Source organism: Rhizobium sp. AP16, from assembly GCF_000281735.1.
GTDB lineage: Bacteria > Pseudomonadota > Alphaproteobacteria > Rhizobiales > Rhizobiaceae > Rhizobium > Rhizobium rhizogenes.
The window spans coordinates 18,504-33,601 of the sequence record NZ_AJVM01000039.1 but is presented as its reverse complement, the minus strand read 5'-3'; the positions used below and the strand labels follow the sequence as shown (position 1 = coordinate 33,601).

Here is a 15,098-nt window from a genome sequence, read left to right as displayed (position 1 = left end):
CGCCGGTCTATTCCAACCGGCGCTCGCGTGCCTGTTCGGTAAAGGCGGTCCCATCTGTGAAGACCAGCCTGCATCTCGCGCGTTCGACAGGTGTGGCGCGGGTTCAGACCTTGACTTCGAAGACCATGTTGAATGGCGTTTCAGTCGCCTTGCGGAAATGCGAATAGCCTGCATCCATGGCGACCTTGCGCAGTTTCAACTCGCCGGCTTGCGCGCCGAGGCCCAGGCCGACTTCCTGCGCCAGCGAGGCCGGCGTGCAGATCATCGTCGATGCGCCGTAGAAGACGCGGCCGACCGGATTGAGGTTGTCCTTCAGGCAATCATGCGCAAAGGGTTCGACGATCATCCAGGTGCCGTCGTCGGCAAGGCTTTCCTTGACATGTTTGCCGGCGCCGACGGGATCACCCATGTCGTGCAGGCAATCGAACATCGCCACGAAATCGTAGCCGGCAGCCGGGAAGTCCTTTGCTGTCGCCCGCTCGAAGGTGATCCGTCCGTCGACGCCCGCCTCCCTGGCCGCCGCTTTCGCTCGCTCGATAGAGGGAAGGTGATAGTCGAAGCCGAAGAATGTGGAGTTCGGATAGGCTTGCGCCATCAGGATGGTCGAGGCGCCATGGCCACAGCCGACATCGGCGACGGCAGCGCCGGCTTCGAGCTTTTCATGCATACCACTTAGTGCCGGTATCCATTCCGAGACGAGATGGCTGTTATAACCCGGCCGGAAGAAACGCTCCGTGCCGCGAAACAGGCAGGCGCTGTGCTCATGCCAGCCGAGACCGCTACCGGTCTTGAAAGCATTGGCGATCTTCGGTTCATCGAGCCACATGGATTGAACGACATCGAAGGCACCGGTGAAGAAGGCGGGACTGTTTTCCTCCGCAAATACCATCGCCTGTTCGGGCGTCAGGTAGAAGCGTTCGGTCTTGTCGTCGTAGCTGACGTAATCTGCCGCTGCTTGTGCCGACAGCCATTCGCGCAGGTAGCGCTCCCTAACGCCGGTCTTGTCGGCCAATTCCGCCGAGGTCATCGGCGTTCCATCCGCCATAGCCTTGAACAGGCCCAAATGGTCTCCGAGTGTTACCAAAACACCGGAGACCGCTGCGCCGAGATCGCCGACCAAGCGCCCGACCAGGGCATCGAGTTTCTGTACATCAGGTTCACGCATGACATCCTCCTCCCAGAATTGATGCAGCGTTCCGTCCATATATGGGACGCGTGAGCATACTCCTGGGCAAGAGGGGAGGCAATGATGCGGCGAATCCGAGCAAGCTCCGCGCCGCTACTCCATGGTGAGGTAACGCATTGAAATAAAATCGTATTTATCGAAAATCCGCGCAATGCCTCAGCCGGCGCGGGCAAGCTCTTTCTCCAGAGCGGAGAGCAGACGGGGATCGTCAGCGGTCACGTCAGGCGCAAAGCGAGCGGCAACCTTGCCGTCGCGGCCGATCAGGAATTTTTCGAAGTTCCAGATGACCCCGCCATCCTGCCCGGTCTCTAGGCCATGTTTTGCAAGGCGCTCGCGCATCGGGCCATCGCCGGTGATCTCGACGCCGGAGCCGATCAGGCTGTTGTAGAGCGGATGGCGCTCTGCGCCTGTTACAGCGATCTTGGAAAACATCGGGAACTGCACGTCATAGGTCAGGGTGCAGAAGCTCAGGATCTCGTCATCCGTGCCCGGCTCCTGACCCTTGAAATCATTGGCCGGGAAGCCGGCGATGACTAGGCCGTCATCCCGCTTGTCCTCATAGAGCTTTTCCAGCGATTCATACTGCGCTGTCAGGCCGCATTTGGAGGCGACATTGACGACCATGATGACCTTGCCGCTGTAGTCGGCAAGCGTCGTCTCGCTGCCGTCGATCCTCTTTACCGGAATATCGAGTACGCTGTCGGTCATCGCAATCACTCCAAATCATCTTGAAACAGGGGCGGATATCACCCCCTGCTTCCAATGAAGTCAAGGTCACGATCCGGCTTAAGCGGCCTCATCCATCCGGACGAGGTGACCATGTGTGACCTCGCGATAGCGACGCCTCGGCGTGACATAGCCGACCGGCCGCACCGGGCTCTTCAACTCCTCGACGGCGAGATTGCGCTTGATGCCGCGCCGCGCCGGATCCGGCACGGGGACGGCCGCCATCAGCTTCTTCGTATAGGGATGCTGCGGGTTCTCGAATACCGAGGCGCGCGGGCCGATCTCGACGATCTCGCCGAGATACATCACCGCGACACGGTGGCTGACGCGTTCCACCACGGCCATGTCGTGCGAGATGAAGAGATAGGCGAGATTGAGGCTTTGCTGCAGATCCATCAGAAGGTTGCAGACCTGCGCCTTGATCGAGACATCGAGGGCCGAGACGCTTTCGTCGGCGACGATGACCTTCGGGTCGAGGGCAAGGGCGCGGGCAATGCAGATGCGCTGGCGCTGACCGCCGGAGAATTCATGCGGGTAACGCGACATCATATCCGCCTTCAGCCCGACGCGTTCCAGAAGGTCGGCCGCCTTCTCGCGTCCCTGGGCGCGGGTGCCGAGATTATGCTCGATGAAGGGTTCAGCCACGGCGGCGCCGATGGTCATGCGCGGATTGAGGCTGGCGAAGGGGTCCTGGAAGATCATCTGGATGCTGCGGCGCATGCGGCGCAGATCGAGCGCGTCGAGTTTCATCACGTCATAGCCGTCGAGGCGGACTTCGCCGGCATTGGGATTGATGAGACGCATGATCGAGCGGCCGGTCGTGGATTTACCGCAGCCGGATTCGCCGACCAGCGACAGCGTCTCGCCCTGGGCAAGATCGAAGGAGACGTTCTCGACGGCATGGATGGCGCCGGTGGTGCGGCCGAGCAGTCCGCCATGCAGGTTGAAGCGGGTCACGAGGTTCTTCACTTCGAGGATGGGCGTCTTGCGGTGGTCGACCGTATCGGCAAGGGGTATGGGTTCGCTACGTTCGCCGGTTCTGATATCGACGATCGGGAAGCGCAACGGCCAGGCCTGATCCTTCATCGAGCCGAGGCGCGGCACAGCGGAAAGCAGGGCGCGGGTATAGGGATGCTGGCCGCGATGGAAGATGTCGTCGGTGTTGCCCGTCTCCACCGCCTCGCCGCGATACATGACGATGGTGCGGTCGGAAATCTCTGCGACGACGCCCATATCGTGGGTGATGAAGAGGACGGACATGCCTTCCTCCTCCTGCAGCACCTTGATGAGATCGAGGATCTGCCCCTGGATCGTTACATCGAGCGCCGTCGTCGGCTCGTCGGCAATCAGGAGCTTCGGACGCGAGGCTAGCGCCATGGCGATCATCACGCGCTGGCGCATACCGCCGGAAAACTGATGCGGATATTCGTCGAAGCGCGAGGCGGCGTTCGGGATACGCACCTTTTCCAGCAACCGGATCGTCTCGGCCTTGGCTTCCGCCTTGGAGATATCGCCATGGCAGGTGAGGGCCTCGGAGATCTGCCGGCCGATGGTGAAGATCGGATTGAGGCTGGTCATCGGCTCCTGGAAGATCATGGCAATATCCTTACCACGCACCTTGCGCATCTCATTATCCGGCAGCGACAGGATCTCGCGGCCATTGAGCTTGACCGAGCCTTCGATGCGGCTGCTGCCCTTGGCGAGCAGACGCATGATCGACAGCGAGGTGACGCTCTTGCCGGAGCCGGATTCACCGACGATCGCCACTGTTTCGCCCGGCATGACATCGAAGGAGATGTTCTTCACCACCGATCGCCACTCGCCATCGGCAAGGAAGGACGTCGTCAGATTGGAGACGGAGAGGACAGGTTTTACATCGGGATTCATCTGCTGCGCGGCTGTGGTCGTCATGAGTTCCCCTTTATGATTTTGCGCATCGTATCAGGCATCTGTTTCCGCTCAAGACAGTTTCGGTAATGTGGCGAAAGATGCGGACGGACGCCCCTCGGCAATTCTTGCGGCTTCCAGCGCCGCAATCTTTTCGTCGATCTCGCGGCGGTCGATCATGCCATCAGGGTTCTGCCGCGTCGCCATAGTCTCGGCGAAATGGAGATAGCGTTCCTGCGCGACGGCATAGAGCCGTTCGAGCTCGGTCAGCGGATCGGCGCTGTCATCGACGCGGATGTTCAGCCAGGCGTAATCCTGATCGCGATGGATCACGAGTGCTGCCGATTGCTTGCCGCGCTTGTCGCCGCCGGCGTCCTCGCCGGCGCGCATGGCCTCGAGCAGCCGCTCGGCGAGCGGTTTGCCCTTGGTCTTCTTGAAGGTCGAAAGCGTCTCGGCAATCACCTGAGGCCCGGCCAGCATATTGCCGGCAACCGAGACATTGTCGTCGATCAGATGGCCGGCCCAGTCGACGCATTTGGCGCCGGTGAAGGCGGCATTGTTGCCCTTGGCGTCGATCAGGTGGAACTGCCGCTGCTCGCGGCCGTCGTCGGGGGCGGTCAAGGTCGTAACGATCTCCTCCGGTGCATGACCGGCGGCAAGCATCGCAACGCCATCAATGCCATAGAGCGGGCTGACGAAAGCCTGTGTCGCGACAGCGCCGATGCCGCCTCGAATATGCGGCACCAGGCTGCCGACAGCGAAGAAGCGGGTGGCGACGGCGATGGCGAGATGGCCGGTTTCAGGCTCGCGGGCAACGATCGACCAGGTCATTTGCTTATCTCCCGATTGCGTAGGCTTGCATCAGACGCGGCGTGGCGGCTGCGCGCAGCAGGCCGCTGGCATCACGCCGCGCGGCGGTCAACCGTCCGACCGTCCATTCCGGAGCAACCGTCAGCTTGTGACCCTTCCGGCGCAGCGCATCGAGCACCTCGGGGCTGAAATTTGCCTCGGCCGTAAGACCGCCAGGCTCGCGCGTGCGGGGGTAGAAGGAGCTTGGGAAATGCGTGCTGTGGAACAGCGGCCAGTCGATCGCTTCCTGCAGGTTCAGGCCGTGATGGACATAGCGCAGGAAGAAGGCGAGCTGCCATTGCTCCTGCTGGTCGCCGCCGGGCGTGCCGAAGGCGAGCGTCGGGCGGCCTTCATGGAGCGCGAGCGACGGCGTCAGCGTCGTGCGCGGGCGCTTGCCCGGAGCAAGCGACGAGGGCAGGCCGGGCTTCAGCCAGAACATCTGCGCGCGCGAATTGAGGCAGAAGCCGAGGCCGGGAATGATCGGCGAGGATTGCAGCCAGCCGCCGGAGGGCGTCACCGACACCATGTTGCCTTCGCGGTCGATGACGTCGATATGCACCGTGTCGCCGCGCTTCTCGGTCAGATGCGACATGGTCGGCTCATAGACCGCCCCGGTCTTGGCTTCCGGCGCTTCCAGCATGGCCATGGTGAGATCGTACTGGCTTTCGAAGCCGGCGATTTTGCCCGGACGCAGATCGAACGAGGCTTCCGAAGAGATCAGCTTGCGGCGCTCGGTGGCATAGGCGTCCGAGAGCAGGATATCGAGCGGCACTTCGGAGAAATTCGGATCGCCGTAATAGACCTCGCGGTCGGCGAAGGCGAGTTTCATGGCCTCAGTAACGGTATGGACGTAATCCGCGCCGGCGGGGTCCATCGCGGCGATATCGAAGCCCTTCAGCAGCGACAGTGTTTGCAGGAAGGCCGGTCCCTGGCCCCAGGGACCGATCTTGGCGACGGTCCAGCCGTGATAATCATAGGTCAGTGGCTCCTCGATCGTTGCCGACCAGTTGGCCATGTCGTCGGCGGTCAGCACGCCTTTGTGCTTGCTGCCACTGGCATCCATCACCTCGGCCTTGCGGACGTAGCTGTCGATCGCCTCGGCGACGAAGCCGCGATAATAGGCGTCGCGCGCCGCTTCGACCTGTGCCTCGCGGCCGCTCTTTGCCTCCGCTTCCGCGATCACCCGTTTCCATGTTTCGGCAAGGACAGGATTCTTGAAGTTCGACCACGGCTCCGGAGCGGAGCCACCGGGCAGCCAGGTCTCGTAGGAGGTCGGCCATTCCTTGCGATAGAAGTCGGCAAGGCCGGCAATGGTCGCAGCGACACGGGGCAGAATGGGGTGGCCGTGCTCGGCATAGTGGATCGCCGGTTCCAGAACATCACGGACGGTGAGCTCGCCGTAATCGCGCAGCATCAGCATCCAGCCATCGAAAGCGCCGGGGATGACAGTGGCGAGCAGGCCGTCGCCGGGGATCAGCGACAGGCCCTCCTTCGTATAGTGCTCGATCGTTGCGCCGGCGGGGGCGGGAGCTTGGGCGCAGATGACCTCGACCTTGTCCTTCTTTTTTGAATAGATGATCGCGGGCATGTCGCCGCCGGGACCGCAAAGATGCGGCTCGACGATCTGAAGCACGAAGCCAGTCGCAACCGCGGCATCGAAGGCGTTGCCGCCCTTTTCGAGAATGCTCATGCCGACCGCGGAAGCGATCCAGTGGGTGGAGGTGACGACGCCGAAGGTGCCGAGGATTTCCGGGCGTGTCGTGAATGCGGTCATTGCGGATGTCCTTTCAGATGATTCATGCTTCGCGCGGATCGAGCGCATCGCGCAGGCCGTCGCCGAGGAGATTGAAACCGATGACGACGAGAAAGATCGCAGCGCCCGGCCACATGGCCATCCAGGGTGCCTGCTCGAGATAATTCTTCGCGACGTTGAGCATCGAGCCCCAGCTCGGTGCAGGTGGCTGCTGGCCGAGCCCGAGGAAAGAGAGGCTGGCCTCTGCGATGATCGCCGTGGCGATGGTGAGCGTTCCCTGCACCAGGATCGGGGCAAAGACGTTCGGCAGGATGTAACGGATGATGATGCTGGAATGACGAAGCCCGATCGATCGAGCGCCTTCGACATAATCTTCCGTCTTCACCGCCAGTACTTGGCCGCGCGTCAGGCGCACGAAGACCGGCGTCGCCGACAGCCCGATGGCGATCATTGCATTGGTGAGGCTTGGTCCGAGAAAGGCGGCAAGCGCGATCGCGGTGATCAGGAAGGGCATCGCGAGGAACGCTTCGGTGACACGCGAGATGATCTGGTCGATCCAGCCGCCGTAATAGCCGGAGATAAGGCCGAGAGGGACACCGATCGCTACCGCAATGGCGACGGAAAATATGCCGGCCATCAGGGACGCCCGCGTGCCCCAGATCATGCGCGAGAGGACGTCACGGCCAATGTCGTCGGTGCCGAACCAATGGGCCGCCGAGGGTGCCTTGCGGATCGCCGACCAGCTGGTAGCGACCGGATCGGGTATCGGCAGGATTGGGGCGAGGATGGCAGCCAAGGTAAAGAACAGGATGATGGAGATGCCGACCAGCGCGCCCTTGTTGGCCTTGAATTTGCGCCAGGCTCGGTTCGGCGCGCGCTTGGCCGGGGCGGTGGCAACAGCCGTCTGCACGATCGCGTTCATAGGGCTGCCCTCAGACGTGGATTGAGGAGGACGTAGAGAATATCGGCGATGAGGTTCATACCAATGAAGCCGACGGCAGTGCAGAGCACGACGCCCTGGACGACGGCGTAATCGCGGTTGAAGACCGCGTCGACGATGAGCTTGCCGAAGCCGGGAATGGTGAAGATCTGCTCGGTGAGCACCGCACCGGCCAGCAGTTCGCCGAAGAGTAGCGCGCTGACGGTGACGATGGGCAGGATGGCGTTGCGGAAGGTGTGCTGCAAAATGACGACGACTTCCGAAAGCCCCTTGGCGCGGGCTGTGCGGATATAGTCGGCGCTGAGCACGCTCAGCATAGACGAGCGGGTGTGGCGCATCAATGTGGCGGCGAGCGCATTGCCGAGCACGAAGGAGGGCATCAGCATGGTCTGGATTGAGCGCCAGGGATCCTCGAAGAACGGCTGGTAGCCGGAGGCCGGCAGCCAGTGCAGCTTCACCGAGACCAGCAGGATCAGCATGATGCCGAGCCAGAAATTCGGCACCGACAATCCGCACAGGGCAACGACATTGGCGAGATAGTCGATGATGGTGTTCTTCTTCACCGCCGCCAATATGCCCATGGGAATGCCGATGACAAAAGCGAAGATCATCGACATCACGGCAAGCTGGATCGTCACCGGCAGTTTCTCGGCGACCAGCGTCAACACCGGCTGGTTTGTGCGCAGCGATGTGCCAAGATCGCCCTTCACGACGCCCTGCAGCCAATAGCCGTATTGATAGATGACAGGATCGTTGAGGCGATATTTCTCGCGCAGAAACTCGAGGACCTGCGGATCGCGCTCTTCGCCGGCCATGGCAAGGATCGGGTCGCCCGGCAAGAGCTTCTGCAGGGAAAAGACGAAGACGGAAATGATCAGCAGCGTCGGTATGGCGACCAGCAGTCTTTTTCCGATGTAGGTGTACATGAGCGCATCCTGATCTCGGTAAGGGCCTGCGGGAGATGTCTTTCCCGCAGGCTGCTGTCGAACTAGCTGCCCTTCTTCACGCCGGCGAGGCGGATCATGCCGTCCGGCGAGGCTACGAAGCCGGTGATCTTCTTGTTGTAGCCCCAGATCCAGGCCTGATGGCCGAGATAGATGATCGGCAGGTCTTCGTTCAGGATCGCCTCGGCCGCATCATATTTTTGCTTGCGCACCGCATCGTCCTGCGACTGGCGAGCTTCCAGCAACAGCTTGTCGACCTCAGGATTGCTGTACTTGGAATCGTTGAGGCCGGCGCCGGTGGTCACAAACTGCTGGATATTGCCATCCGGATCGGCGCGGCCGGACCAATCGGAACGGCTGAGCTGATAGTTGCCGGCCGTCTGCGCGTCGAGCAGCGTGGCGAATTCGGTCGATTTCAGCGACACGTCGAAGCCGGCTTCGGCCACCATCGACTGGATGATCTGCATCATTTGCATCGAGACGGGATTGTTGGCGACCGCGAGTTCCACCGGCACGCGATCGTAGCCCGCTTCCTTGATCAGCGCCTTCGCCTTGTCGACGTCGCGGGTTGGAACTGGGATGTCCTTGTCGTACCAGGGGCTGTTTGGCGCGAAGGGCTGGTTGCCGGCAAGGCCGGTGCCGTCATAGACGATCTGCATGGCGGCATCGCGGTCGATCGCCAGCGAGAAGGCCTGACGCAGGCGCTTGTCCTTGCCCATCGGATTGTCGGCGCGCGCACCATTGCCGACATTGGCGTAGACGCCCAGCCAGCCGGTACCGATGGCATCGGCATAGACGAGATTGCTATCGCTCTTGACGGTGCCGGCGTCGGAGGCGGCGACGCGCTCGATCATGTCGAGATCGCCCGAGCGCAGGTTAGCCAGGCGCACCGTCGTGTCGGGGATCGGCAGGTAGGTCACCTTGTCGATGAAGATATTGTCCTTGTTCCAGTAGTCCTGGAACCTCTCCAGCACGATACGGTCCTGCTGCACGCGCTCGACGAACTTGAACGGGCCGGAGCAGACGGGATGGTCGCCGAACTTCGCACCAGCCGCCTTGGCCGCGGTCGGCGAGACCATCATCCCGGAGCGGTCGGAAAGCTGGGCAAGCAAAGTGACATCGGGCGCCTTCAGCGTGAAGGTCACTTCATGTTCACTGGATGCCTCGACCTTGGCGACGGAGGAGAGCTCGCTCTTGCGGCGCGATTCCGGCAGGGTCTGGTAGCGCTGGATATTGTCGACCACGGCCTGTGCGTTGAACGGCGTTTCGTCCTGGAACTTGACGCCCTGGCGCAATTCCATTGTCAGCTGCTTCCCGTCTGCGGACCATTTCCAGGAGGTGGCAAGCTGCGGCACGAATTTGAGATCCGGCGTCACATCGACGAGCTTGTCGCAGAGTGCGGTATAGACGATGCGGCCGACGAAGGTGCGCGATTGTGCCGGATCCAGCACGTCGGCATCGTCCTGAAGGCCGATCTTGAGTTCGACGGCAAAGGCCGGCAGCGCGATCAACACGCCGGCGGCCAGCGATGTCAGAAATTTGGCGATCTTCATCCTGTTCTCCTGTTTATATTTTTGTTTTCAATGCGGTTCCGGCCGGTTTCCCCTCCGGTCGGGCAGTCTCGGCGCAGTTGCGCCCATGGTCAGTCAAACGCCTTGGTCATTTCCTTCCGTGGCGGTTGCGCGTCGAGCGAGGTGACACGGATCAAGCTCTCCTGCAGCATCAGCAGATGTTGGCGCATGGCTTCAGCGGCTCTCATCGGATCGCGTGCTGCGATCGCGTCGATGATCGTCATGTGTTGGGCGTAGGAGGCCGGGCGCGTGTTGTTGGTGCTGCGGGCCAATTCGCGAATGGTTTGCCACGCCTCGTCCTGGCGGACGTGGTTGATGACGTCAAAGATCGTCAGGAAAAACTGGTTGCCGGCGCTCTGCGCGATCAGGCGATGCAGTGCGCCATCCCAAAGCTCACGGCTATCGGCATCGTCGCTGGCAACGATCTTCTTCGTCAGCTCGTACATGCGCTCGATATCGTCAGGCTTGGCGCGCATGGCGGCGAGCTGGGCGAGCTGCGGCTCGACGCGCAGGCGCACCTCCATGATCTCCATGAGATTGGTGCCGGCAATCATCGATCCGACATGCTGGCTCCAGTCATCCGGGCGCTGGCCGGCATAGGTGCCGGACCCCTGGCGCCGCCAGATGCGGCCTTCGGTCTCGAGCACCTCGAGCGCGCGACGGATGGCGCGGCGACTGACGCCAAACATCTCCGAAAGCGCCCGCTCGGTCGGCAGTTTCCCATCCGGCAGTAAACTGTCCGAGCCCAAAAGACCCCGGAGCTTCTCCAGGGCATGGGTCGAATTTTCGGGAAGGCCGCTGGTTGCCATGAGGTGAAATGGTCCGAACCAATTTTCGATTGGTTCGATACAAGTTCAACTCGAGCGCAGCGTCAAGCTCTTTTTTGTGCAAGTCTGCTCAATGCATAATGTTTGCGCAGCGCCCCCCAGCCGGGACTGCTACCGGCCGCTCGAACGTGCCGAGAGCGACACCTCGGGCGCGAAGGCAAAATCCTTGTCGAAGGGATAGGTCGGCTTCTGCTTGCGCAGCCGCGGCAGGCGTTCGACGAACTGGTCGACCACACCGGGCGAGAGCGCCATCAGGTTCGGATTGGCGATCGGAGCCAGCTCCGGCGACAGATAGCCGGATTTCACGACGATGATCTTGGCTTGATGCGGATCGAGGCCGAGGCGGGTGAAGTCGGCGATGTTGTGATAGGGGCGGCGTTTTGCCGATAGAACCAGATCGATACCGCCGATGGAGACGACGGCTTGCCGGTCTGCTGCATCGTCGGTTTGCAGCAGGAATTTGACAGTGAATTCAGCTCTTACCGGTTTGCTGCCCTTGGTGTCGAGCGAGGCACCGACGGTGAGATCGAGCTTTGTGCCAACGCCGCCTGCATAGCAGGCCTCGGTCGCGGCCTTGTCGGCGATCCCGGCGAAAACGACGCCGTCAGCACCTTTGGCAATCAGTTCCGCCAGCACGTCGGCGCGGTCGCCGACACCCCCGCCGGTCGGATTGTCGCCGGATTCGGCCAGCACCACCGGAGTAGTTGGGCTCGTGATCGCCTTGGCGACGCATTCCTCGATCGAGCCTGTCTCGCAACCAAAGACGAAATCCCGGCGCACGTCCCAATAGGCTTGTGCCAGCCGTTTCGCTTCGCGCTCCAGCACAGAGCGATCCGTGCCGGTCATGATGGCAGCGGCGGTGGCGCGCGGCTCGTCAGCCCACACATAACCCACCATCAATGAGGCATCCCAGACGCCGTCGATGGCGTCGATGCCGGGCAGCAGGTCGTAGAGGCTCTTGGCCGGTTCATCGACCGTGCTGGTGCGCTCGCCGGGCAGGACGACCGGGATCGGCGCCCAAAGCAGGATCGGTTTCACGCCGGTCTTCAGGCTCTCGGTCAGCATCTTCACTGCGCGGCGCATGGTTTCCTCGACATCGATATGCGGCGCGGTGCGATAGGTGGAATACATGTCGAGCGCGTCGATGATGCGCTGGGTGATGTTGCCGTGCAGGTCATAGCTGGCAGACAGCAGGCAATCGTCGCCGACAAGGGCGCGGGCAGCCGTGATCCAGTCGCCCTCGGCATCCTCCATGCCCTCGACATACATGGCGCCATGCATGGCGAGATAAAGCCCGTCGAGCGGCAATAACGGCTTCAGGCGCTCGAGAAACTCCGCCTTGAAAGCCTCATAGGTATGGCGGGCGACCGGGCCGCCGGCAATCGCCCGAGCGTGGATCGTCGGTAGGAACTCGGCGTCGTAATCTCTCAGGAAAGCGAAATACGGCGCTGCAGTCAGCGCTTCGCCGCTCACGATGCGGAAATCTTTTTCTTCGGCCAGGACCGGATTATACGTGCTGCACTCGGTATGAATGCCGCCGACGGCGATACGCATGGGAAACCTCTAATTCGGGTTGGGACCAATCAGGAAATTATGGGCGGCGATGCTGGCGGCGCCTCGCGCCCAGACGTCGCTGTCAACACGCTGGGTGCGGATCGGCGTCTGGCCGGCATAGCGGGGCAGCACATTGGCTTCGATCGCCTGCTGCATGACGGTGCCGAGCTGTCCGTCGAAATTGCCTTCGACATGGGTGACCAGGATCATGCCGGGATCATTGAACTGGATCAGGTGCGCGATCGCCAGACCAAGGGCGCCGCCGGCCCGGTGCAGGATGCGGATGGCGGCGGCATTGCCGACCGAGGCCTCTTCTTCCAGCTCGGTCAATGACGTGCAGGCAAGACCTGCCGCCTTCGACATTTCCTTGATTGCCTTCATCGAGGCGACCGTGTCGAGGCAGCCGCGCTTGCCGCAGCGGCAGGGCGAACCCTCTAGCTCGATGGTGCAATGGGCGATTTCGCCGGCGCCGCCGTGATTGCCGCGATAAAGCTTGCCGCCGATGAAATGGGCGCAACCGATGCCATCGCCAAACGAGACGACGCTGAAATTCAGAATGTCGCGCGCGCTGCCAAACAGTTTCTCGCTGACGGCTACTGCCTTGGCATCGTTCTCGATGAAGGTCTCGATGCCGGTCTTCTCACGAATGATCCGGGCAAGCGGCACGTCCTGCCAGCCGAGCAGGGTGGATTGCACGCAATTGGCTTGCTTCTCGTCGACGAAACCGGAGAGGGCGACGCCGAGACCTGACAATTTGCCGGCCGCGTCCGGCTGCCCGGCAAGCAGTTTCGGTAGTGCATCGGCGACCAGGCTCGCGATGATCTCCGGATCACGCGATAGCGGCATGGTCTCTCGTGCAATAATCTTGCCGTTGAGGTCGCTGAGGACCATCGGCGCCGGATCCTCGAGCAGCGAGATACCGACGAAAAAGGCGCCCTCCGGATACAGGTCGAGCAAGATCGATGGCCGGCCCTGGCCGTAGACCGTCTCGGTCTCATGGAGAACGCCGAGGCTGATCAGATCGCGGGCGATGCCGCTCATCGCCGCCTTGCTGAGCCCCATTGATGCGGCGAGAACCGTTCGGCTGAGAGGGCCGGATTCGCTGATGACGCGTAGAAGCTGCCGCTGCGAGGAGGTGAGCAATTCGATGGTCCGCCTGCGTATTTAGTCTGACAGTAAGTTCGGGAAGTGAACAAATCAATCGTAATAGCTTGCGCTGAGGACCTAAATCCATAGTGCGGCCTATGGGCGGGAGGCCCGCAGGGTGGGATTGATTTTCTACAAGAAACCCTCGGTCAAACTCATCATTGCCGCTATCGGCTCTGGTGGTAATACAAAATATTCACCCATATGGTTGACTATCACGCGTGATTTTGTATATTCAACCATATGGATGAATAAATGGACGAAGACGCTCTGTCACGAATTCTGAAGGCCGCCGGCGATACCACCCGGCGACAAATCTTGACGCTGCTTGTTCAGGAGGGCGCGTTGAGAGTGACGGCGCTCGCCGCGCATTTCGAGATGTCCCTGAACTCCGTCTCCAAGCACATCAAGGTGCTGGAGGAGGCAGGTCTCGTCACCCGCAGGACCTTGGGCCGCGAGCATTTCATTGCCGCGGAGCTCGAACCGCTGAAGCTGACGGAGGGCTGGTTCGTGCAACTGAAGTCGATTTGGGAACTGCGCCTTGCGGCGCTGGAGAATCTACTCGTTTCGAAGGATGAAAGAGATGACTGAGCTTGAATTGACAGTGAACCGCACGATTGCGGCCCCGCGCGAGAAAGTGTTCAATGCCTGGCTTTCGCCTGAAATGCTGGCGAAATTCATGCGAACGCCGACGGGCGGTGAGGCGTCCAGGGTCAAGACCGATCCGGTCAAGGGCGGGCGTTTCTCGATCGTCATGATAACCGCCGAGCGGGAGATCCCGCATGCGGGCACCTATCTTGAGATCGACCCCCATTCCCGCCTCTCCTTTACCTGGGAGTCGCCATACTCGCTCGACGACAGCGTGGTGACCATCGATCTCGCTGAACTGGGTCCCGATACAACGAAAATCACCTTGAAGCAGGTGAAATTCCGCAGCGAGGAGGCAAGGCAAGGCCATACGAAGGGTTGGAACGCGATCCTGGACAATCTCGAAGAAAGCATCGCCTGAGATCAATCCACGGTCGGGCAGTCGTTCTGCCCGGCCGTGGATTTCCGCGCGCTGCCCTGAATTAGCGACTTGTCAGCCGGATGAGCATCGCGCAAGTTGCGATATCGCGTTTCATCGCAGGGCAGGGACCATGACCGCACCTCTTAACGACGAAGTCTTTTTGCGCCGTTCCTTCGAAGTGGCGGCGCGGGCGCGGTTGAACGGCAACCATCCTTTCGGCGCCATTCTGGTCGGACCTGACGGCACCGTGCTGATGGAGCAGGAAAACGCCTATAATCCGACGCAGGATATGACCGGTCATGCCGAGCGCGTGCTGATGACCAGGGCATCGCAGCAATACTCTCCGGGCTTTCTCGTACAATGCGCGATGTATACCTCCGCCGAACCCTGCGCCATGTGCGCCGGCGCCGCCTATTGGGCTGGCGTCGGCCGCGTCGTTTATGGTCTCAGCGAAAGCCAGCTCAAGGCGATCACCGGCAATCATCCGGAAAATCCCACGCTCGATCTGCCCTGCCGCGTCGTTTTCGAAGCGGGCCAGCGCAAGGTCGAGGTGGTGGGGCCGATGCTGTGCGAAGAGGCGACGGCGCTGCACGACGGCGTGTGGTGATCCGCCAACCTTTGTTAAACGGTTGACATCCGCAGGCGTAAGTATGCAATGCTTACCATAATGATTCAGCGGGCAATGCCCCTGGAGCTTGTAGCCCTC

The 15,098-nt window shown here is 61.4% G+C and carries 14 protein-coding genes; 3 read left to right on the top strand and 11 right to left on the bottom strand.

From position 1 onward, the window contains the following. Positions 1-103 precede the first annotated feature (103 nt). The 11 genes from PMI03_RS14230 to PMI03_RS14180 all read right to left on the bottom strand — a co-directional run bounded on the left by PMI03_RS14230 (position 104) and on the right by PMI03_RS14180 (position 13,380). On the bottom strand, positions 104-1,165 hold the full coding sequence (locus PMI03_RS14230; RefSeq protein WP_007694375.1) for a class I SAM-dependent methyltransferase: 1,062 nt from the start codon (positions 1,163-1,165) through the stop codon (positions 104-106). A gap of 177 nt (positions 1,166-1,342) precedes the next feature. Further along, on the bottom strand, positions 1,343-1,894 hold the full coding sequence (locus PMI03_RS14225; RefSeq protein ID WP_007694373.1) for a glutathione peroxidase: 552 nt from the start codon (positions 1,892-1,894) through the stop codon (positions 1,343-1,345). 78 nt (positions 1,895-1,972) lie between these two features. After that, positions 1,973-3,823, bottom strand: coding sequence for an ABC transporter ATP-binding protein (locus PMI03_RS14220; protein WP_007694372.1), 1,851 nt, complete (start codon positions 3,821-3,823; stop codon positions 1,973-1,975). Between the two features lie 48 nt (positions 3,824-3,871). Continuing rightward, positions 3,872-4,630: a DUF1028 domain-containing protein gene (locus tag PMI03_RS14215; protein ID WP_007694369.1), complete on the bottom strand. Its 759-nt coding sequence runs from the start codon at positions 4,628-4,630 to the stop codon at positions 3,872-3,874. A 4-nt stretch (positions 4,631-4,634) separates the two neighbouring features. Then, positions 4,635-6,422 carry a gamma-glutamyltransferase family protein gene (locus tag PMI03_RS14210; protein ID WP_007694367.1) on the bottom strand — a complete coding sequence of 596 codons (1,788 nt, stop codon included), beginning with the start codon at positions 6,420-6,422 and terminating at the stop codon, positions 4,635-4,637. Between the two features lie 22 nt (positions 6,423-6,444). Continuing rightward, positions 6,445-7,323: an ABC transporter permease gene (locus PMI03_RS14205; RefSeq protein WP_007694366.1), complete on the bottom strand. Its 879-nt coding sequence runs from the start codon at positions 7,321-7,323 to the stop codon at positions 6,445-6,447. Further along, a complete protein-coding gene (locus PMI03_RS14200) occupies positions 7,320-8,267 on the bottom strand; it encodes an ABC transporter permease (protein ID WP_007694364.1) in 948 nt (315 codons plus the stop codon). Before PMI03_RS14200 ends, PMI03_RS14205 begins: the two co-directional genes overlap by 4 nt. Before the next feature lie 62 nt (positions 8,268-8,329). Next, positions 8,330-9,838, bottom strand: coding sequence for an ABC transporter substrate-binding protein (locus PMI03_RS14195; protein WP_007694362.1), 1,509 nt, complete (start codon positions 9,836-9,838; stop codon positions 8,330-8,332). Between the two features lie 89 nt (positions 9,839-9,927). Then, the gene (locus PMI03_RS14190) at positions 9,928-10,665 is read right to left on the bottom strand and encodes a FadR/GntR family transcriptional regulator (protein ID WP_007694360.1); all 738 of its coding nucleotides are present in this window, start codon (positions 10,663-10,665) and stop codon (positions 9,928-9,930) included. Positions 10,666-10,794: 129 nt separating this feature from the next. Beyond that, entirely contained in the window at positions 10,795-12,237 is a 1,443-nt protein-coding gene (locus PMI03_RS14185; RefSeq protein ID WP_007694357.1) for a M81 family metallopeptidase, read from the bottom strand. Positions 12,238-12,246: 9 nt separating this feature from the next. Beyond that, positions 12,247-13,380 (bottom strand): ROK family transcriptional regulator, encoded by a 1,134-nt coding sequence (locus tag PMI03_RS14180; RefSeq protein ID WP_007694355.1) that lies wholly within the window; start codon positions 13,378-13,380, stop codon positions 12,247-12,249. 258 nt (positions 13,381-13,638) lie between these two features. Here PMI03_RS14180 and PMI03_RS14175 point away from each other — a divergent pair, with 258 nt between their 5' ends. From PMI03_RS14175 to PMI03_RS14165, 3 genes are all read left to right on the top strand, one after another. Beyond that, positions 13,639-13,974, top strand: a complete 336-nt coding sequence (locus tag PMI03_RS14175; RefSeq protein WP_007694346.1) for a helix-turn-helix transcriptional regulator — start codon at positions 13,639-13,641, stop codon at positions 13,972-13,974. Then, on the top strand, positions 13,967-14,392 hold the full coding sequence (locus PMI03_RS14170; protein WP_007694343.1) for an SRPBCC domain-containing protein: 426 nt from the start codon (positions 13,967-13,969) through the stop codon (positions 14,390-14,392). The genes PMI03_RS14175 and PMI03_RS14170 overlap by 8 nt, the downstream gene beginning before the upstream one ends. A gap of 130 nt (positions 14,393-14,522) precedes the next feature. After that, positions 14,523-14,999, top strand: a complete 477-nt coding sequence (locus PMI03_RS14165; protein ID WP_007694341.1) for a nucleoside deaminase — start codon at positions 14,523-14,525, stop codon at positions 14,997-14,999. The last annotated feature ends 99 nt before the right edge of the window (positions 15,000-15,098 follow it).

Coding starts and splice junctions, on each gene's coding strand:
- PMI03_RS14230 (WP_007694375.1), bottom strand. CDS start 1,165: ATGCGTGAACCTGATGTACAGAAACTCGATGCCCTGGTCGGGCGCTTG.
- PMI03_RS14225 (WP_007694373.1), bottom strand. CDS start 1,894: ATGACCGACAGCGTACTCGATATTCCGGTAAAGAGGATCGACGGCAGC.
- PMI03_RS14220 (WP_007694372.1), bottom strand. CDS start 3,823: ATGACGACCACAGCCGCGCAGCAGATGAATCCCGATGTAAAACCTGTC.
- PMI03_RS14215 (WP_007694369.1), bottom strand. CDS start 4,630: ATGACCTGGTCGATCGTTGCCCGCGAGCCTGAAACCGGCCATCTCGCC.
- PMI03_RS14210 (WP_007694367.1), bottom strand. CDS start 6,422: ATGACCGCATTCACGACACGCCCGGAAATCCTCGGCACCTTCGGCGTC.
- PMI03_RS14205 (WP_007694366.1), bottom strand. CDS start 7,323: ATGAACGCGATCGTGCAGACGGCTGTTGCCACCGCCCCGGCCAAGCGC.
- PMI03_RS14200 (WP_007694364.1), bottom strand. CDS start 8,267: ATGTACACCTACATCGGAAAAAGACTGCTGGTCGCCATACCGACGCTG.
- PMI03_RS14195 (WP_007694362.1), bottom strand. CDS start 9,838: ATGAAGATCGCCAAATTTCTGACATCGCTGGCCGCCGGCGTGTTGATC.
- PMI03_RS14190 (WP_007694360.1), bottom strand. CDS start 10,665: ATGGCAACCAGCGGCCTTCCCGAAAATTCGACCCATGCCCTGGAGAAG.
- PMI03_RS14185 (WP_007694357.1), bottom strand. CDS start 12,237: ATGCGTATCGCCGTCGGCGGCATTCATACCGAGTGCAGCACGTATAAT.
- PMI03_RS14175 (WP_007694346.1), top strand. CDS start 13,639: ATGGACGAAGACGCTCTGTCACGAATTCTGAAGGCCGCCGGCGATACC.
- PMI03_RS14170 (WP_007694343.1), top strand. CDS start 13,967: ATGACTGAGCTTGAATTGACAGTGAACCGCACGATTGCGGCCCCGCGC.
- PMI03_RS14165 (WP_007694341.1), top strand. CDS start 14,523: ATGACCGCACCTCTTAACGACGAAGTCTTTTTGCGCCGTTCCTTCGAA.